This is a genomic window from Pseudoroseomonas cervicalis ATCC 49957 (assembly GCF_000164635.1).
Taxonomy (GTDB): Bacteria; Pseudomonadota; Alphaproteobacteria; order Acetobacterales; family Acetobacteraceae; genus Pseudoroseomonas; species Pseudoroseomonas cervicalis.
Genome location: NZ_GG770777.1, coordinates 363,535 through 382,142, shown reverse-complemented (window position 1 = coordinate 382,142; position 18,608 = coordinate 363,535). Strand labels below are relative to the sequence as shown.

The 18,608-nt window shown below is 70.9% G+C and carries 17 protein-coding genes; 7 read left to right on the top strand and 10 right to left on the bottom strand.

All coding sequences use genetic code 11. The features are described 5' to 3' along the window. The 6 genes from tmk to mazG form a co-directional block, all read left to right on the top strand. Nucleotides 1-536, top strand: a 536-nt coding sequence (gene tmk / locus HMPREF0731_RS01630) for a dTMP kinase (protein WP_007002247.1), incomplete at its 5' end; no start/stop codon positions are given. Continuing rightward, nucleotides 533-1,549: a DNA polymerase III subunit delta' gene (locus tag HMPREF0731_RS01625; protein ID WP_007002246.1), complete on the top strand. Its 1,017-nt coding sequence runs from the start codon at nucleotides 533-535 to the stop codon at nucleotides 1,547-1,549. The genes tmk and HMPREF0731_RS01625, both read left to right, overlap by 4 nt. A gap of 11 nt (nucleotides 1,550-1,560) precedes the next feature. Further along, complete coding sequence (metG, locus tag HMPREF0731_RS01620) at nucleotides 1,561-3,129, top strand: methionine--tRNA ligase (protein WP_007002245.1); 1,569 nt, start codon at nucleotides 1,561-1,563, stop codon at nucleotides 3,127-3,129. Next, on the top strand, nucleotides 3,129-3,902 hold the full coding sequence (locus HMPREF0731_RS01615; protein ID WP_007002244.1) for a TatD family hydrolase: 774 nt from the start codon (nucleotides 3,129-3,131) through the stop codon (nucleotides 3,900-3,902). The genes metG and HMPREF0731_RS01615 overlap by 1 nt, the downstream gene beginning before the upstream one ends. A gap of 10 nt (nucleotides 3,903-3,912) precedes the next feature. Further along, nucleotides 3,913-4,704 carry an MBL fold metallo-hydrolase gene (locus HMPREF0731_RS01610; RefSeq protein ID WP_040612148.1) on the top strand — a complete coding sequence of 264 codons (792 nt, stop codon included), beginning with the start codon at nucleotides 3,913-3,915 and terminating at the stop codon, nucleotides 4,702-4,704. Nucleotides 4,705-4,867: 163 nt separating this feature from the next. Continuing rightward, complete coding sequence (gene mazG / locus HMPREF0731_RS01605; RefSeq protein WP_007002242.1) at nucleotides 4,868-5,671, top strand: nucleoside triphosphate pyrophosphohydrolase; 804 nt, start codon at nucleotides 4,868-4,870, stop codon at nucleotides 5,669-5,671. A gap of 80 nt (nucleotides 5,672-5,751) precedes the next feature. Here the strand turns inward: mazG and HMPREF0731_RS01600 are convergent, their stop codons facing one another. The 10 genes from HMPREF0731_RS01600 to dusB all read right to left on the bottom strand — a co-directional run bounded on the left by HMPREF0731_RS01600 (nucleotide 5,752) and on the right by dusB (nucleotide 17,570). Then, on the bottom strand, nucleotides 5,752-6,576 hold the full coding sequence (locus HMPREF0731_RS01600) for an inositol monophosphatase family protein (RefSeq protein WP_007002241.1): 825 nt from the start codon (nucleotides 6,574-6,576) through the stop codon (nucleotides 5,752-5,754). A gap of 7 nt (nucleotides 6,577-6,583) precedes the next feature. Further along, nucleotides 6,584-7,939: a GTPase HflX gene (gene hflX, locus HMPREF0731_RS01595; protein WP_051014647.1), complete on the bottom strand. Its 1,356-nt coding sequence runs from the start codon at nucleotides 7,937-7,939 to the stop codon at nucleotides 6,584-6,586. Further along, on the bottom strand, nucleotides 7,920-8,264 hold the full coding sequence (gene hfq / locus HMPREF0731_RS01590) for an RNA chaperone Hfq (protein WP_007002239.1): 345 nt from the start codon (nucleotides 8,262-8,264) through the stop codon (nucleotides 7,920-7,922). The genes hflX and hfq overlap by 20 nt, the downstream gene beginning before the upstream one ends. A gap of 117 nt (nucleotides 8,265-8,381) precedes the next feature. After that, the gene (locus HMPREF0731_RS01585) at nucleotides 8,382-9,056 is read right to left on the bottom strand and encodes an HAD family hydrolase (protein ID WP_007002238.1); all 675 of its coding nucleotides are present in this window, start codon (nucleotides 9,054-9,056) and stop codon (nucleotides 8,382-8,384) included. Further along, nucleotides 9,053-9,925 (bottom strand): D-amino-acid transaminase, encoded by an 873-nt coding sequence (locus HMPREF0731_RS01580; protein ID WP_007002237.1) that lies wholly within the window; start codon nucleotides 9,923-9,925, stop codon nucleotides 9,053-9,055. The genes HMPREF0731_RS01585 and HMPREF0731_RS01580 overlap by 4 nt, the downstream gene beginning before the upstream one ends. A 234-nt stretch (nucleotides 9,926-10,159) precedes the next feature. Beyond that, a complete protein-coding gene (gene ntrX, locus HMPREF0731_RS01575; protein WP_007002235.1) occupies nucleotides 10,160-11,560 on the bottom strand; it encodes a nitrogen assimilation response regulator NtrX in 1,401 nt (466 codons plus the stop codon). Further along, nucleotides 11,550-13,856 (bottom strand): sensor histidine kinase NtrY-like, encoded by a 2,307-nt coding sequence (locus HMPREF0731_RS01570; protein ID WP_007002234.1) that lies wholly within the window; start codon nucleotides 13,854-13,856, stop codon nucleotides 11,550-11,552. Before HMPREF0731_RS01570 ends, ntrX begins: the two co-directional genes overlap by 11 nt. 8 nt (nucleotides 13,857-13,864) lie before the next feature. Next, complete coding sequence (gene ntrC / locus HMPREF0731_RS01565) at nucleotides 13,865-15,304, bottom strand: nitrogen regulation protein NR(I) (protein ID WP_007002233.1); 1,440 nt, start codon at nucleotides 15,302-15,304, stop codon at nucleotides 13,865-13,867. Beyond that, nucleotides 15,301-16,449, bottom strand: coding sequence for a two-component system sensor histidine kinase NtrB (locus HMPREF0731_RS01560; RefSeq protein ID WP_007002232.1), 1,149 nt, complete (start codon nucleotides 16,447-16,449; stop codon nucleotides 15,301-15,303). Before HMPREF0731_RS01560 ends, ntrC begins: the two co-directional genes overlap by 4 nt. Then, nucleotides 16,446-17,570, bottom strand: a complete 1,125-nt coding sequence (gene dusB, locus HMPREF0731_RS01555; protein WP_007002231.1) for a tRNA dihydrouridine synthase DusB — start codon at nucleotides 17,568-17,570, stop codon at nucleotides 16,446-16,448. The genes HMPREF0731_RS01560 and dusB overlap by 4 nt, the downstream gene beginning before the upstream one ends. Nucleotides 17,571-17,840: 270 nt before the next feature. On the opposite strand from dusB, the gene HMPREF0731_RS01550 reads away from it, so the two are divergent. Further along, a partial coding sequence (locus HMPREF0731_RS01550; RefSeq protein WP_007002230.1) for a DUF1835 domain-containing protein occupies nucleotides 17,841-18,608 on the top strand: 768 nt, incomplete at its 3' end.

Below are 18,608 nucleotides of genomic sequence, written 5' to 3'. Positions count from 1 at the left end.
TGCCGGTGCTGCGCACCCGCGAGCCGGGCGGCGCACCGGGGGCGGAGGCGCTGCGCGGCCTGCTGCTTTCGGGCGGCGTCGCCTGGGACCCGGTGGCCGAGGCGATGCTGATGTTCGCCGCGCGGCGCGAGCACTGGGTGAAGACCATCCGGCCGGCGCTCGCGGCCGGCATCTGGGTGGTGTGCGACCGCTTCGCCGATTCCACCCTGGCCTATCAATGCCACGGCCATGGGCTGGACGCCGCGATCTGGCGCCAGCTGAAGCAGGTGGCTTTGGGCGAGGTGGCGCCGGATGCGACGCTGGTGCTCGACCTGCCGCCGGAGCGCGGCATGGCGCGGGCCCTGTCGCGCGGCGCCGCGCCGGACCGCATCGAGAGCCTGGGCAGCGCCTTCCACGCCCGGGTCAATGCCGCCTTCCGCAGCATCGCCGAGGCTGAGCCGCAGCGCTGCGCCCTGCTGGACGCCGCCCTGCCGCCCGATTCGGTGCTGGACCAGGCCGTGGCGGCGCTGCGGCAGCGGCTGGGGGTGGCGCTGTGAGCGCCAGCCTGGCGGTGCCCGAGGCCCGCGCCAATCCGGAGCTGTTCGGCCATGAGCACGCCGCCGCCGCCCTGGCCGAGGCCGCCGGCGCCGGCCGGCTGCATCATGCCTGGCTGCTGGCCGGACCGCGCGGCGTCGGCAAGGCGACGCTGGCCTACCGCTTCGCCCGCTGGCTGCTGGCCGGCCGGCCGGAGACGCATCCGCCGCTCTATCTGCCGCCCGAGGATCAGGTGTTCCGCCGCGTCGCCGCCGGCGCGCATGCCGATCTGCGCAGCCTGGCGCCGAATGCCGGGGAGCGCGGCGTCAAGCTGATCATCCGCGTCGACGAGGTGCGGCAGGTGCCGCGTTTCCTCGGCCTGACCGCGGCCGAGGGCGGCTGGCGCATCGTCGTGGTCGAGCAGGTCGAGGCGATGAACGCCGAGGCGCAGAACGCCTTGCTGAAGACGCTGGAGGAGCCGCCGGCGCGCGCCCTGCTGCTGCTGACCAGCGCGGCGCCGGACCGGCTGCTGCCCACCATCCGCAGCCGCTGCCGCCGCGTCGATCTCTTCCCGCTGCCGGAGGCGGAGATGGACAGGCTGCTGGCCCGCTGGCTGCCGGAGCTCTCGGCCGGGCAGCGCGGCGTGCTGGCCCGCATCGCCGGCGGCGCGCCGGGCCGCGCGCTGCAATTGGCCGAGGGCGATGGCCTTGCCCTGCAGCAGCAGGTGGAGGAGTTCCTCTCGACCCTGCCGCGCCCCGACCCGCGCGCCCTGCACGCGCTGGGCGACACGCTGGCGGCGAAGCGCGATGGCAGCGCCTTCACCACCTTCATCGAGCTGCTGCGGCAGGAGCTCGGCCTGGCCATCCGGGCCGCCGGGCGCGGGCAGAACGTGCCCGACTACATTCACACCCGCCCGCTTGCCGATTGGGCGGTGCTGTGGGACACCCTGGGCCGCCTGGCCGATGAGACCGAAACCCTGAATCTCGACCGCAAGCAGGCGGTGCTGAGCGGTCTCTCGCAGCTGGCCTCGCGCTGAGGACCAAGAGCATGACGAGCGAGCGGCGCTTCTACCTGACGACGCCCATCTACTATGTGAACGACAAGCCGCATATCGGCCACGCCTACACCTCGCTGGCGGCGGATGTGCTGGCGCGCTGGAAGCGCATGATGGGCCACCAGGTCCATTTCCTGACCGGCACCGACGAGCACGGGCAGAAGGTGGAGAAGGCCGCCGAGGCGCGCGGCATGGCGCCGCAGGATTTCACCGACCAAGTGAGCCAGGCCTTCCGCGACCTCGCGGTCCGCATGAACTACTCGAACGATGATTTCATCCGCACCACCGAGGAGCGCCACAAGCTGGCCTGCGCCGCGCTGTGGAAGCGGCTGGAGGAACGCGGCGAGATCCATCTCGGCCATTACGAGGGCTGGTACGCGGTGCGCGACGAGGCCTTCTACGGCCCCGACGAGATCACCGAGAAGGATGGCCAGAAATTCGCCCCCACCGGCGCGCCGGTGGAGTGGGTGAGGGAGCCTTCCTACTTCTTCCGCCTGTCCAACTGGCAGGAGAAGCTGCTGGAATTCTATGAGGCCAATCCGGACTTCATCGCGCCGGCGTCGCGCCGCAACGAGGTGATCAGCTTCGTCAAGAGCGGGCTGACCGACCTGTCCATCTCGCGCACCTCCTTCAAGTGGGGTGTGAAGGTACCGGGCGACGAAGCGCATGTGATGTATGTCTGGCTGGATGCGCTGACGAACTACATCACCGCGCTCGGCTATCCCGATGAATCTGCGGCAAACTGGTCCTTCTGGCCGGCCGATGTGCATTTCGTCGGCAAGGACATCCTGCGGTTCCACGCGATCTACTGGCCGGCCTTCCTGATGGCCGCCGGCCTGCCGACGCCGCGGCGCGTCTTCGCGCATGGCTGGTGGACCAATGAGGGGCAGAAGATCTCGAAGTCGCTCGGCAACGTCATCGACCCGCTGGCGCTGATCGAGGAGTTCGGGCTGGACCCGGTGCGCTATTTCCTGCTGCGCGAGGTGCCCTTCGGCAGCGATGGCGATTTCCAGCGCAAGGCGCTGGCGGCGCGGCTGAATGGCGAGCTGGCGGATGCGCTGGGCAATCTGGCGAACCGCACACTCAGCCTGATCCAGCGCAATTGCGAGGGCGTGCTGCCCGAGCCCGCCGGCACCGAGGCCGAGGCCGACCGCGCCTTCCTGGCGGAGACCGGGCTGGAGATCGGCGCCGACGGCACGCTGGCCCTGGCCGCCAAGGTCGACGCCCTGCTGAACGAGCAGAAGTTTGACGCCGCCCTGTCGCTGGTCTTCGCCTCGATCCGCGAGGCCAATGGCTACATCACCCGCGAGCAGCCCTGGGCGCTGAAGAAGACCGATCTGGCCCGCATGCGCGTGGTGCTGCGGCGGCTGCATGATGCGCTGCGCGCCTTCGCGACCCTGCTGGAGCCCTTCATGCCGGAGAGCATGGCCAAGCTGCTCGACCAGCTCGGCGTGCCGGCGGAGGCGCGCAGCGTGGCGGCGCTCGCCACGGCGCTGCCGGGCGGCATCGCCCTGCCGCCGCCGAGCCCGCTGTTCCAGAAGATCCAGGACCTGCCCGCCTGATGCTGGTCGATAGCCACTGCCATCTCGACTACTTCACCGAAGCCGAGATCGAGGACATCCTGGCCCGCGCCGCCGCGGCCGGGGTGGGCCGCATGGTCACCATCGGCGTGCGGATGAGCCAATCCGCCGCCGTGGTGGCGCTGGCCGAGCGTTTCCCGCAGGTCTGGGGCACGGTCGGCGTGCATCCGCAGAATGTCGGCGAGGCGCCGCTGCCGGAGGTGGCCGAGATCACCGCCGCCACGCAGCATCCGCGCATCATCGGCATTGGCGAGAGCGGGCTGGACTACTTCTACGACAAGGCCCCGCGCGAGGTGCAGCAGGAGGGCTTCCGCCGGCACATCCGCGCCGCGCAGCAGACCCAACTGCCGCTGGTGATCCATGCGCGCGACGCCGATGCCGACATCGCCGGCATCCTGAAGGAGGAGCGGGCAGGGGGCGGCGACTTCCCCTTCCTGCTGCACTGCTTCAGCTCCGGCCGCAAGCTCGCCGAGGAAGCTCTTGAAATGGGAGGATATGTCTCCTTCTCGGGCATCCTGACCTTCCCGAAATCCCAGGAGATCCGCGACATCGCCCGCGATGTGCCGGCGGAGCGGCTGCTGGTGGAGACGGATGCGCCGTATCTGGCTCCGGCGCCGTTCCGCGGCAAGCGCAACGAACCTTCCTATGTGCCGCACACGGCGCGCGTGCTGGCCGAGGTGAAGGGCATGAGCCCGGAAGAGCTGGCCGAAACCACCACGCATAACTTCCTGCGCCTGTTCAGCAAGGCCGCGTAACCCGTTGGATTTGAAAGTTACCATCCTGGGCTGCGGTGGCTCGGCCGGGGTGCCGATGCTGGGCGGGGCCGATGCCGCCGGCGATTGGGGCGCCTGCGACCCGGCGGAGCCGCGCAATGCGCGGACGCGCTCCTCGATCCTGATCGAGGATGGGGATGGCCGGCGGCTACTGGTGGATGCCGGGCCGGATCTGCGGCGGCAGTTGCTTGCCAACCGGATCGGCCGGGTGGATGCGCTGCTGGTCACCCATGGCCATGCCGACCACATCATGGGGCTGGACGAGTTCCGGCCGCTGAACCGCGCGCTCGGCGCCGCCATCCCGGTCTATGCCACGCCGGAGACGCTGGCGGAGCTGAAGCGGCGCTTCGACTACATCTTCCGCGAACCGACGCCGCCGGTCTTCTACCGGCCGGCGCTGACGCCGATCGCGGTGGGGATGCAGGACCGCATCGAACCCGCCGGGCTGCCGGTGCAGCTGTTCCGCCAGGACCACAAGGTGATGGAGACGCTGGGCCTGCGCATCGGCCGGTTCGCGTATTCGACCGATGTGGTGAACCTGCCGGAGGAGAGCCTGGCGGCGCTGGAGGGTGTGGAGACCTGGGTGGTGGGCTGCTTCCAGCGCCAGCCGCATTCGGTGCACGCCCATGTGGAGCGCGTGCTGGAATGGCGCGAGCGGCTGCGGCCCAGGCGGGTGGTGCTGACCCATATGGGCCATGACCTCGATTGGGGCTGGATGCAGCGGAACCTGCCGCCGGGGGTGGAGGCCGCCCATGACGGCCTGATCCTGCATCAGATCGCCTAGATATTTTACATAATCTTCCTTATGCGCCTTTTGGCGACACCCTGACGGAGCCCTCTTCCGGCTCCGCCGCACCGCGGATCAGGCCCCGGTTTTCCGCCGGTCGCCTGGCCCCGGCTGATCGGCGATACCCCTGCCAGTCATCATGCCCTCGAGGAGTTCGGCCATGGACCAGCCCGCCCAGGATCCCGCGCAGGAGCTGGCCCGCCTGCTGGCCATCATGGCCCGGCTGCGGGCGCCGGATGGCTGCCCCTGGGACCAAGTGCAGGATTTCGCCTCCATCGCGCCCTACACCATCGAGGAAGCCTATGAGGTGGCGGATGCCATCCAGCGGGCCGACATGAAGGCGCTGGAGGATGAGCTGGGCGACCTGCTGTTCCAGGTGGTCTATCACGCGCAGATGGCCAGCGAGACCGGCGCCTTCGACTTCGCCCGGGTCGCGCGCGGCATCTCGGACAAGATGATCCGCCGGCATCCGCATGTCTTCGGCGAGGCCGCGGCGCGCGACGCGGCGGCCCAGACCGAGGCCTGGGAGGTGCAGAAGCAGGCCGAGCGTGCGGCGCGGGCCGAGACCGGCACGCTGGCCGGGCTGCCGACCGCCCTGCCCGCTCTGACCCGCGCCCTGAAGCTGACGCGCCGCGCCGCGCGGGTCGGCTTCGACTGGCCGGATGCCGCGCTGGTGCTGGACAAGCTGGCCGAGGAGACGGAGGAGCTGCGCGCCGAGCTGGCGAGCGGCGACCGCGCCGCGATGGCCGAGGAACTGGGCGACATGCTGTTCGTCATGGCCAATCTGGCGCGCAAGCTGGAGCTGGACCCGGAGGATTGCCTGCGGGCCGCCAATGCCAAGTTCGAGCGCCGCTTCAACGCCGTGGAAGGCCGCTTGGCGGCGGAAGGCGTGTCGCTGTCCGATGCCGGCCTCGACCGCATGGAAGCCGAGTGGCAGCAGGTGAAGCGGGCCGAAAAAGGTTGAGCCGGACGCCATCGGCGTCCGGCCCGGAGAGAAAAAAGATGGGGGTCCGGGGGAATTCCTTCCCCCGGCCTTTTTTCTTTTCAGTCGAGCAGCGCCGCCCGCGCGACTTCCCAGCTCTCCCGGTCCGGCGCCGCCAGCAGCCCGCCGCCGGTGTGCTCGGGGCGGTATTCGCTGCCGTCGAAGCGGGCGCTATAGCCGCCGGCCTCGCGGTGCAGCAGCCAGCCCGGCAGGTGGTCCCAGGGCATCAGCTTGTTGTAGATGACGACATGGGCGCCGCCCGAGGCGACCAGACGGTATTCATGCGCCGCGCAGCGGAACTGCACGCCGCTGGACAGCCGCGACAGGCGCGCGGTGACGCGGGAGCGCAGCGGCTCCGCCATCCAGGTCCAGGAGACGGCGGCGACCATGCGCTCCAGCGGCGCCGGTGCGGCGACGCGCAGATCGGTGCGGCTGCCGTCCGGCGCCTCGATCCAGGCGCCCTCCCCGCGCAGTGCGATGGCGGTGTCGTCGCCCAGCGGATCGTGGATCCAGCCGGCGACCACCTCGCCCTTCACCACCGCGGCCGCCATGCAGCCGAAGAGCGGCACGCCGGCGGCGAAATTGGCGGTGCCGTCCACCGGATCGACGACGAAGGCGAGATCTGCCCCCGCCAGCTTGCCGAGCAGGCTTTCATCGGCGGCGCAGGCTTCCTCGCCCACCACCACGCAGCCGGGGAAGCGGGCCTGCAGGGCGGCGGTGATCTGTCGCTCCGCCGCCTCATCGGCATCGGTCACCAGATCCATCGGGTTGGATTTGGCGCGGATGGCGCCGGCCGCCAGGCGGCGGAAGCGCGGCAGGATCTCGGCGCGCGAGGCGTCGCGGAGCAGGCCGGCGATCTCGCCGGCCTGGGTTGCGGAGAAGCGCATCGTGTCGTCAGCCTTGCTCGAAGCGGGCGCGGTCGGCGGGCGAGAGGCGGACGGTGAGGCGCACCACCTCCTCCCCATCCTCGCGGGTGAGAACCTCGCCATGCTGGTACAGCCAGGCGATGCGGGCGCCGTCGCTGGGCGGCAGGGCGTAATCCGCGATCTCCATGCCGGCGGCCAGCCGGGCATCGAGGGCGGAACGCAGCGCATCCAGCCCCTCCCCGGTCAGCGCCGACACGGCGACCGAGGCGGCATCGTCCAGCCCCGGCACCTCGGCGATGCCGCCGAGCAGATCGGCCTTGTTCAGCACCTCGATGGTGCGGGCGGGCCAGTTCTCGTCCAGCGTCGGGTGCTCGCCCTTGGCCATCTCGCTCAGCACGCCGACGACGTCGTTGCGCTGGGCGGTGGTGTCGGGATGCGCCACGTCGCGCACATGCAGGATGATGTCGGCCGCCGCCACCTCCTCCAGCGTGGCGCGGAAGGCCTCGATCAGCTGGGTCGGCAGGTCGCTGATGAAGCCCACCGTGTCCGACAGGATGACCGTGCGGCCGCTGGGCAGCCGGATCGCCCGCATGGTCGGGTCGAGCGTGGCGAAGAGCTGGTCCTGCGCATAGACGCCGGCGCCGGTCAGCGCGTTGAACAGCGTCGACTTGCCGGCATTGGTGTAGCCCACCAGCGCCACCACCGGGAAGGGCACGCGGGTGCGCGCCGCGCGGTGCAGGCCGCGGGTGCGGCGCACCTGCTCCAGCTCGCGCTTCAGCTTGACGATGCGCTCGCCGATCAGCCGGCGGTCGATCTCGATCTGCGATTCACCGGGGCCGCCGAGGAAGCCGAAACCGCCGCGCTGCCGCTCCAGATGGGTCCAGCTGCGGACGAGGCGGGTGCGCTGGTATTCCAGATGCGCCAGCTCGACCTGCAGCGTGCCTTCCTTGGTGCGGGCGCGCTCGCCGAAGATCTCCAGGATCAGCCCGGTGCGGTCGATCACCTTGCAGTGCCACTGGCGCTCCAGGTTGCGCTGCTGCACCGGCGTCAGCGCGGCGTCGACCACCACCACGCCGATCTGGTTCTCCTCGATGGCCTCGGCCGCCATCTCCACCTGGCCCTCGCCCAGCAGGGTCGAGGGGCGGCGGTTGCGCAGCGGGAAGACCGCGCTGTGCACGATGGTCAGGCCGATCGAGGCGGCAAGCCCCACCGCCTCGGCCAGGCGGGCCTCGGCGGCGCGGCCGGCATTGCGGGGGTCGGGAAATGGCAGAACGCCCTCGCCGCCCGCCGGGCGCTGCGAGGACCGCTCATAGGGCAGGATGACGGCGGCCAGGGTGGGCTTGCCGCCCTGGCCGGTGCCGTTGTCAGTCGGAAGAGCCGACAGGATTGACCTCGCGTTGCAGTGTCATGGTGCCCTCGCGCGTCACGGAGACGGTGCCGGCCGGGCTGCTGCCCTGGGCGGCGCCGGCGCCGGCGGCGGCGGCATCGAACAGCATGATCGGCGCGCCCGGCATGACGGTGCTGATGGCGTGCTTGTAGACCAGCTGGGTGTGGCCGTCCCGGCGGAGCAGGACGGAGAAATTGTCGAACCAGGTGATGATGCCCTGGAGCTTCACGCCGTTGACGAGGAAGATCGTCACGGGCGTCTTGCTCTTGCGGACATGGTTCAGGAAGACATCCTGAACATTCTGGGACTTCTCGGCGGCCATCGGCTCGGTCCTTCTTGTTTTTGGCGAGCCACCTTGTCGATGGCCGCACCGTTCCGGCAGCGGCTCACGCGGGGCAACGCCCCGGCGTGCGGGATGCGCGCCGGTTCGTCCGCAAGATCACGCAGGCGGGGGGGTCTTGGCAAGGCCGTGCAAGCACGCGGCCAGCGCATGGCCATCCGCGAAGACCGCATCGGGCGAGAGCGCGGCGATGCCGCCATCATGCGACGCATCGCCCAGCAGCACGGCGCTGCAGCCGGCGGCGCGCGCCGCCTGCATGTCGACGCCGGTGTCGCCCACGAACCAGACCCCTGCCCCCGGCGCCACGCCGAGCCGTTCCAGCGCCAGCAGCAGCGGCGCCGCCGCCGGCTTGTCGGCGCTGGCATCGCCGGCGCCGACCAGCGCGCCGAAATGTCGCGCCCAGCCCAGATGCTCCGCCTCCCGCCGCAGGATCGGGCCCTGCTTGTTGGAGACGACGGCCAGCTTCCAGGGCGCCGCCGCCGCGAGCGCCTGCGCGATACCAGGCAGCGGGGTGATCAGTTCCAGGTGCCGCGCGCGGACCTCGGCATAGAACAGGTCGCGCGCCCGCTCCCACTCGGCACCGAACAGCGCCGGGAAGGATTCCCGCAGCGAGAGGCGGGCGCGGGCGCGCACCTCATCCACGCTCCATTCCGGCAGGCCGAAGCCACGCAATGCCGCGTTCATGCCCGCCTGCACGCCGGCCCAGGCATCGACCAGCGTGTTGTCCCAGTCCCACAGGATGGCGCTGGGCGGCGGCAGCTGGGCGCCGCTCATGCCGCGTTCTTCACCGCGCCCTTCACATGCCGGGCGAAGAGCTCGAAAAGCTGGCGCGTCACCGGGCCGGGCTTGCCGTCGCCCACATCCCGGCCGTCGATCTTCAGGATCGGCTTCACGAAGGACGTCGCCGAGGTGATGAAGGCCTCGCGCGCGTTCTTCATCTCGTCGAGGGTGAATTCGCGCTCGTCCAGCGTCAGCCCGGCCTGCTGCATCTCGGCGATCAGCGCGCCGCGGGTGCAGCCGGGCAGGATGGCGTGCGACAGGCCACGGGTGCGGATGGCGCCCTTCTCATCGACGATCCAGAAGCTGGTGGCCGCGCCCTCGGTGACGATGCCACTGCCTTCCTCATACAGGATGGCCTCGATCGCGCCCTGCTCGCGCGCCGCTTGGCGGGCCAGGACATTGGGCAGCAGGTTCACGCTCTTGATGTCGCGCCGCGCCCAGCGGAGGTCCGGCAGGGTGATGGCGGTGCCGCCCCAGTTGTCGATGCTGGCCGGATAGGGCGCGATGCGCTTGACGGTGATGACCAGCGCCGGCGGCACGGGCTTGGCCGGGAACGGGTGGTCGCGCCGCGCCACGCCGCGCGTCACCTGCATGTAGAGCAGCCCCTCGGTCACCCGGTTGCGGCGCGCCACCTCCTGCAGCACATGCGACAGCGCCTGGCGCGTCAGCGGCATGGGCAGGCGGATCTCGCGCAGCGAACGCTCCAGCCGGTCCAGATGCCGGTCCTCGTCGATGAAGCGGCCATTGTAGAGATGCACCACTTCATAGATGCCATCGCCGAACTGATAGCCGCGATCCTCGACATTCACGCTGGCCTCGCGCTGCGGGACGTAGCGGCCATTCACATAGGCGATGCGGGACATGCCCTGGTCTCTTTTGCTGTTGGTCCAATCAGGGCGCGCAGCTTCGCGCCGATGCGGAAGGACAGCAATGGGGGGCGGGATGCGTTTTGCGCAAAGAAGACATCAGGCGAAGCAAAGCGAATCTTCTTTTTCTGAAGAAAAAGAAGCAAAAAGACTTTGTCAGTTGGCGTCCCGCTGATGGCCTGAGGCGGGACGCCAAACTGAAAAAAAGTTCTTTTTTTCAAAAAAGAACGCTTATGCCGACCCTGCCCTGTCCTCGGCCTGCACGCCCAGGAACTTCAGCTTCCGGTGCAGCGCGCTGCGCTCCATGCCGACGAAATTCGCCGTGCGGCTGATATTGCCGCCGAAGCGCAGCAGCTGCGCCTCCAGATACTGCCGCTCGAACAGCTCGCGCGCCTCGCGCAGCGGCAGGGTCATGATCTCGCTGGAGCGGTCGAGCTTCAGGGCGGCCGGCGCGGCGGAGCCCACCTCGGGCGGCAGCATCTCGGGGCGGATCGCCTCCCCCGCCCCGCCCGGCGCCATGATCAGCAGCCAGTCCACCAGGTTGCGCAGCTGGCGCACATTGCCAGGCCAGTCATAGGCCTGCATCGCGGCCAGCACATCCTCGGACAGCTCGCGCGCCGGCACGCCGGAGGTGTCGGCCGAGCGGGCCATGAAGTGCCGCGCCAGCACCGGCACATCCTCCCGCCGCTCGCGCAGCGAGGGCACACGCAGCGGCACAACGGCCAGGCGATAGAACAGATCCTCGCGGAAGCGCCCGGCGGCGATCTCGGCCGAGAGGTCGCGGTTGGTGGTGGCGATGACACGCACATCCACCTTCACCCGCGTGGCACCGCCGACCCGCTCGAAACCCTGCTCCTGCAGCGCGCGGACGATCTTGCCCTGGGTCTCCAGCGGCATGTCCGCCACTTCGTCCAGCAGCAGCGTGCCGCCATGGGCGCGCTCCAGCACGCCGGCGCGGCGCGGCGCCGCCTGGGCATCGGTGCCGGCCTCGACACCGAACAGCTCCTCCTCGAAGCGGCCCGGGTTGAGCGTGGCGCAGTTCAGCGCGACGAAGGGCTCGCCGGCGCGGCGGGAGCGGGCATGGATCATGCGTGCCGCCACCTCCTTGCCGGCACCGGCCGGACCGGAGATCAGCACGCGGCTGCCGGTCGGCGCCACGCGCTCGATCGCGGCGCGCAGCTGCGCCACCAGCGAGGAGGTGCCGAGCAGCTCGGTCTCCGCTCCCGCGCGCAGCTTCAGCTCGCTGACCTCGCGCTTGAGGCGGGCAGCCTCCAGCGCGCGCTCGGCGATCAGCAGCAGCCGGTCGGACTTGAACGGCTTCTCGATGAAGTCATAGGCGCCCTGCTGGATCGCCTGCACCGCGGTCTCGATCGTGCCGTGGCCGGAGATCATCACCACCGGCACGGACGGGTCGTCGCGCTGCATCGCCTCCAGGATGCCGAGCCCGTCGAGGCGGGAATTCTGCAGCCAGATGTCGAGGATGACGAGGTTCGGCCGGCGGGCGCGGAAGGCGGCGAGCGCGGTGTCCGAATTCTGCGCGACCCGCGTGTCATACCCCTCGTCCGAGAGGATACCCTCGATCAGCGCGCGGATGTCCGGCTCGTCGTCGACGATCAGGATATCATGCGCCATGCTGCTGCATCTCCGTATTCTTCGCCGCCAGTTCCGCACCGGCATCCTCTGCCGTGCTGCGGCGCGGCAGGATCAGTGCCGCGCGCGTGCCCGGCAACGGGCCGCCTTCCGCCGCTTCCCTCTCGGTCAGCAGCAGCCTGCCACCATGGTCCTCCATGATCTTCTTCACGATGGCAAGACCGAGGCCGGTCCCTTTTGGCTTATGAGTCACATACGGTTCTGTGATCCGCTCCCGTTCCTCGCCCTGCGGCAGGCCGATGCCATTGTCCTCGACCGCCAGGGTGACCCATTCCTCGCCCGGCTCGACCGAGAGCAGGATGCGGCCCGGCTCCGGCTCGGTGCCCTGCTCCGCCTCGGCCTGGACGCGCATGGCGACCGCATCGGCTGCATTGGCCAGCAAATTGGTCAGCGCCTGGCCGATCAGCCGCCGGTCGCAGCGCAGCCTTGGCAGGCCGTCGGGGATGCGGGTTTCGTAGGCGATGGCGTGGTGCGCGTTCTGCTGCAGCACCAGCGCCTCCCGCACCACCTGGTCGATCGGCTCGGGCCGCATCACCGGCTGCGGCATGCGGGCGAAGGCCGAGAACTCGTCGACCATGCGGCCGATATCGCCGACCTGGCGGACGATGGTGTCGGTGCAGGCGACGAAGGTCTCGGGATCGTTGGTGATCTGCTTCAGGTAGCGCCGCTTCAGCCGCTCGGCCGAGAGCTGGATCGGCGTCAGCGGGTTCTTGATCTCATGCGCGATGCGCCGCGCCACATCGGCCCAGGCGGCCTTGCGCTGGGCGGAGAGCAGCTCGGTGATGTCGTCGAAGGTGACGACGAAGCCGGTGACGCGGCCCTGCTGCGCCTCGGCGCCGATCTGCGCCAGCAGGGTGCGGCGCTCGCTGGCGGGGCCGATGCGGATCTCGGCGGTGCGGGTGCGCTCGGGCTGGCTCAGCGCCTGGGCCAGGAGCGGCGCGAATTCGGGCGCCACCTCCTCGAGTTTCTGGCCCAGCACCTCGTCGAGGTCGAGGCCCAGCAGCTCGCTGGCGCGGCGGTTGGGCAGGTTGATGCGCCCCTCGGAATCGAGGCCGAGCACGCCGGCCGAGACGCCGGAGAGCACCGTCTCGGTGAAGCGGCGGCGCTCGTCGATCTGGCGATAGGCCTCCATCAGCTCGCTGCGCTGGGCGGCGAGCTGGTTGGTCATGCGGTTGAAGGCGCGGCTGAGCGTGCCGACCTCATCATCCGACCCGCCCTCGGAGACGCGCACGGTCAAATCGCCGCTGCGCACCCGCTCGGCCGCCACGATCAGCCGCGACAGGGGCCGCGCGATCTGGTTGGCGATCACCAGGCCGATCAGCACGGCGGCCATCAGCACCAGCAGCGCGGCGATGGCGAAGATCAGCGCGAAGGTGATCTGCAGGCCGGAGCGGTTGCGGTCCAGCTGGTCGTATTGCTGGAAGGACAGCTCGGTGCGCCGCATATGCTCCAGCACGCCGGGATCCAGCGGCCGGCCGATCAGCAGCATCAGCCCCTGGCCGATATCCAGCTCGACGAGGGCGCGCACGCGGCCCTCCTCGCTCTCGCCCGGCAGCACCGCGACCTCGCCATTGCGGGCGAGCTCGGTGGCCCAGGCCGGCAGCGGCTCCAGCACGGTGGTGGTGGTCAGCCCGGCATGGCTGACGACGCGGTTCAGCACCGGCTCGAAGACGATGGATTCGGTCAGGCCGCGCAGCGCGGTGTGCGTCGCGAGAATGCGGGCGAAGGCGTACTGGTTTTCGTCCAGCAGCCGCCCGGCGCGGTTCAGATCGGCCGCCATGGCCAGCGCATCGGCGCGGATGGTGTTGCGGTGCTCCTCCAGATAGGCGCGGGAGGCGACGAGGCTGGCCTCCAGCGTGTCGCGCACCCGGTCGCTGAACCAGGCCTGGATGCCCAGGTTGAAGAACACCGCGGCGAAGACCGCGACCAGCAGCGCCGGCACCACGGCGACGACGCTGAACAGCATCACCAGCCGCACATGCAGCCGCGATCCCGCCGAGCCGCGCCGGCGCTCCGCCCACATGCGCACCAGCCGGGCGGTGAGCGAGACCAGCAGCAGCAGCAGGAAGGTGGCGTTGACCAGCACGATGGCCACCACCTGCCCCGGCTTGGTCGGACCGAAGGGGCTGCCGCCGGAGAGCAAGGTGAAGGTGCCGATGCCCATCAGCAGGGCGCCGACCGCCAGCGCCAGGGTGACGAAGCGGCCCAGCAGCATGTCGAGCAGCCGCCGCGCCAGCGAGGGTCGGCCCTCGCCGCCGCCGGACCCGCCCCGGATCATCGGGAGCTTCACGACAGCCCGCGCACCACCGGCAGGTCGAGCTCGCGGATCTTCTTGCGCAGCGTGTTGCGGTTCAGCCCGAGCATGGCCGCGGCCTTGATCTGGTTGCCCCGCGTCGCCGCCAGCGCCAGGCGCAGCAGCGGCCGCTCCACCTCGGCCAGCACCCGCTCATACAGGTCGCGCACCGGCAGCCCGTCCTTCTGCGCGGCGACGAAGCTGGACAGATGCCGCTCCACCGCCTGCTCCAGCGTCTCGGAGACGCGGGTCTCCGGGTCGGCCAGCGGCTCGGCCTCGGCCAGCTCATTGGCCACCGCGTCGCCGCCGATCACCTCCTGCGGGTAGAGGGCGGCCAGGCGCCGCATCAGGTTCTCGAGCTCGCGCGCATTGCCCGGCCAGGGGTGCTGGCGCAGCCGCTCCACCGCGCTCTGGTCCAGCTGCTTGGCCGGCAGGCCGGCGGCCTTGGCGCGGTCGAGGAAGTGGCGCGCCAGCAGCGCGATATCCTCGGCCCGCTCGCGCAGCGGCGGCAGGCGGATCGGCACCACGTTCAGCCGGTAGAACAGGTCCTCGCGGAACATGCCGCCGCGGATCGCCTGGCGCAGGTCGCGATGCGTGGCCGCGACGATGCGCACATTGGCCTTGATCGGGTTGCGGCCGCCGACGGTGGTGAACTCCCCCTCCTGCAGCACGCGCAGCAGGCGGGTCTGCGCCTCGGGCGGCATGTCGCCGATCTCGTCGAGGAACAGCGTGCCGCCGGCGGCCTGCTCGAAGCGGCCGACGCCGCGCGCCAGCGCGCCGGTGAAGGCGCCGCGCTCATGCCCGAACAGCTCGCTCTCGATCAGCTCGCGCGGGATGGCGGCCATGTTGATGGCGACAAACGGGCCGGTGCGGCGGCGGCCGTAATCGTGCAGGGCGCGCGCCACCAGCTCCTTGCCGGTGCCGCTCTCGCCGGTGATCATCACGGTGAGGTCGGTGGTCGTCAGCCGCGCGACGGTGCGGTAGATCTCCTGCATCGCCGCGCTGCGGCCGACCAGCGGCAGGCGCTCGCCCTCGGTCTCCTCCTCCTCGGCCAGCGCCGCGGCGGGCGCGGTGAGGGCGCGGGCGACGACGGCCAGCAGCTCCTTCAGGTCGAAGGGCTTGGGCAGGTATTCGAAGGCGCCGCGCTGTGCCGCCTTCACCGCCGTCATGAAGGTCGATTGCGCCGACATCACCACGACGCGCAGCTCCGGCCGCACCCGCTTGATGCGCGGCACCAGGTCCAGCCCGTTCTCGTCCGGCATGACCACATCGGTGATCACCAGATCGCCCGCGCCCTCCTCGACCCAGCGCCACAGCGTGGCGGCGGAGGAGGTGGCGCGCACCGTGTAGCCGGCCCGCCCCAGGGCCTGGGACAGCACGGTGCGGATGGCCCGATCGTCATCGGCCACGAGGATGGTGCGGGTATCGGTCATTCGGCTCGTGTCTTGCGCGGGACGGGAAGCTCGGCGGGCGGCATCGGCAGGGAGAGGCGGAACACCGTCCGCCCCGGGCGCGTGTCGCATTCGATCAGCGCGCCCATATCGGCGACCAGCTTGGCCACGAGCGCGAGGCCAAGCCCCTGCCCGCCCCGCTTGGTGGTGACGAAGGGCTCCCAGAGGGTGGAGGCCACCTCCTCCGGGATGCCGGGGCCATTGTCGCGCACGCTGACCTGCAGCGGCAGGTGGACCCGCTCCTGCGAGCCCGGGATGGCGATGCGCACCCCGTGGTGATAGGCGGTGGAGAGATGGATCTCACCGGTCAGCGGGTCCACCGCCTCGGCCGCGTTCTTCACCAGGTTCAGCAGCACCTGCACCAGCAGGTCGCGATTGCCGAAGACCGGCGGCAGCGAGGGGTCGTAATCCTCGACGATGCGCAGATGGCTGGCGAAGCCGCGCCCGGCGATGCGCCGGACATGGTCCAGCACCTCGTGGATGTTGATCGCGGCGCGCTCCACCGGACGCTCGGAGAACATCTCGAAGCGCTCGACCAGGTTGCGGATGCGGTCGGCCTCGTCCTGGATCAGGGTGCAGAGCTCGCGGTCCGCCTCGCTGGCGGATTGCTCCAGCAGCTGCGCAGCGCCGCGGATGCCGGAGAGCGGATTCTTCACCTCATGGGCCAGCATCGCCGCCATGGCCGAGGCGCCGCGCGCCGCGCCGCGGAAATTCAGCTGGCGGTCCAGCTTCTGCGCCTTGCTGCCATCCTGCAGCGACAGCACCACCGCACCCGGCAGCTCCGGCAGCGGCGCGCCATGGGCGGCGACGCCGCTGCGGTGCAGCCGCGGGCTCTCCAGCGTCAGGTCGTGGTCGGAGACCGGCGCATCCAGCCCGCGCACCTGCGCCACCAGGGCGAAAAGCCGCGTATCGGCCGGGATCAGGTCGGCCAGCCCCATCTGCGCCAGCGTGCCGGCGGAGAGCTGGAAGAACTGCTCGGCCGCCGGGTTGGCGAAGCGGAAGCGGTTCTCGGCATCCAGCACCACCACGGGCACCGGCAGGGCGGCCAGCAGCGCCAGGCTGTCCGGCACCGGCACCGTGGCCCCGAGCGGGCGCGCCGGGCGGCGCGAGGCGACGGGGCTGTTCATGCGGCGAGCGAATCCGCCTCGGCGGCATCGCGCCCGGCCGCCTCGCGGCCCTCCTCCCGATAGACGTCGCGCACCGCCTCCACCCCCTGCTCGATCAGCGGGGCGTAGAATTCGTGCAGCAGGGCCAGCGCCGCCTCCGGCGTCTCCGCCCGGTTCACCGCGACGCGGAACTCGGCCGAGCCGGGCAGGCCCTTGGAGTACCAGGCGAGGTGCTTGCGGGCGAGCCGCACGCCCGGATGCGGGCCGTGATGCTCCAGCATGGCGTGGTAGTGCCGGCGCAGGATGTCGTATTGTGTCGCCAGGTCGGGCTCCGGCAGGTCCTCGCCGGTGGTCAGGTAGGTGGCGATTCGGGCCAGCAGCCAGGGGCGGCCATAGCAGCCACGGCCGATCATCACGCCATCGGCGCCCGACTGGCGCAGCGCCTCGGCCGCGTGCTGCGGCGTCAGGATGTCGCCATTGACGATCACCGGCAGCCCCACCGCCTGCTTCACATTGGCCACGAAGGCCCAGTCGGCGGTGCCGGTGTAGAACATCTGCCTTGTGCGGCCATGCACCGTGACGAGCTTGATGCCGCTCTCCTCGGCGATCTTGGCGAGCCGCGGCGCGTTCAGGCTGTTGTGGTCCCAGCCCATGCGCATCTTCAGCGTCACCGGGGTGGAGACGGCCTTGACCACCGCCTCCAGGATGCGGGCGGCGCCGATCTCGTCGCGCATCAGCGCGCTGCCGGCCTGCTGGCCCAGCGCCACCTTCTTCACCGGGCAGCCGAAATTGATGTCGACGATGGCCGCGCCATGGTCCACCGCCAGCTTCGCCGCCTCGGCCATCACCGCCGGGTCGCAGCCGGCCAGCTGCACGCTGGTCGGGCCGCCGAAGCCGTCCACCTCGGCCATCTTCAGCGTCTGCCGGTTCTCCCGCACCATGGCCTGGCTGGCGATCATCTCGCTGACCACCATGGGGGCCTGCAGCTCGCGGCAGAGGCGGCGGAAGGGCAGGTCGGTGACGCCGGACATCGGCGCCAGGATCACCGGCGCATCGATGCGGATCGGCCCGACCATGATCGGCCGCAGCCGCGGCACGTCATCCGCCGTGGTGGCCGGGGGGGTGGTGGGGGCGATGCTCATGATTTGGGCAATCTAGCCGCGGCCGCGCCATCCGTCCATGCGCAACCGCCCAGCCTTGCGGCAGACGGCCATGCGGGTATCGCACGCCGCGCCGCCGCTTCCCCGCTTGACCGCCCGCCGCCCGGCTGGATAAGCCTTGCCCCATGGGCTCGGTCGGAGCCTCCCGGTCCGCGGGAAGGGCTGCGCCCACGCACCTCCAGCTTCGGTTCGGATGCCCTTCGCACCCTTTCCGGCCTGAGCGGCGGACACAGGCAGGAGGAAGGGGTCCTCATGTCCGATCGCCCGGCGCCGGCCGCCTCGCCATTCCGCATCCATCTCGACCAGCAGCGCAAGCGCGCCAAGGAATTGCTGCGCGCGCTGCGCGCCGGGGAGGCCGGGGCGCTGGCCCGCTTCCGCCGCCACCATCCGCGCGCCGCCACCCTGCCACCCGGCGCCCTGGCCCGGCTGGGCGAGGCGCAGCTGGTCATCGCCCGCGAGCTCGGCCTGCCCAGCTGGCCGCGCCTGGTGGCGCATGTCGCCGAGAGCGCGCGCAGCGCCGCGCGCATCCGCCAGGGCGGCCCGGCGCCGGATGGCGAGATGCCGACCCGGCATCTGCGCTGCGGCTCCGACATCGCGCCCACGCTGCGCGAAGCCGGCTTCGTTGGAGACTTCCTGGAATATGCCGACCCGCTCTGCCAGGGCCCGGTGCTGGAGGCACCGGACTGGCTGGAACACCGCGCCAGCTTCCTCGCCGACTCCTATGGCGCGGCGCTGGGCTTCGACGCGGCGGCGGCGCTGCAGCGGCGGCGGCGGGAGGAGGCGGGGCTGCAGGCCGCCAGCGCCTCCGGCGCGCGAATCGTGCTGTGGTTCGAGCATGACAGCTACGACCAGCTGATCCTGGCCCGCTGCCTGGCGCAGTTCGCCGCGGCGCCGCCGGCGCGGCTGGAGCTGGTCTCGGCCGGCGCCTATCCGGGCGGGGCGCGCTTCATCGGCCTCGGCCAGCTGCCGCCCGAGGCGCTGCGCCTGCTCTGGGAGCAGCGCCTGCCCGTCCCGGCGGAC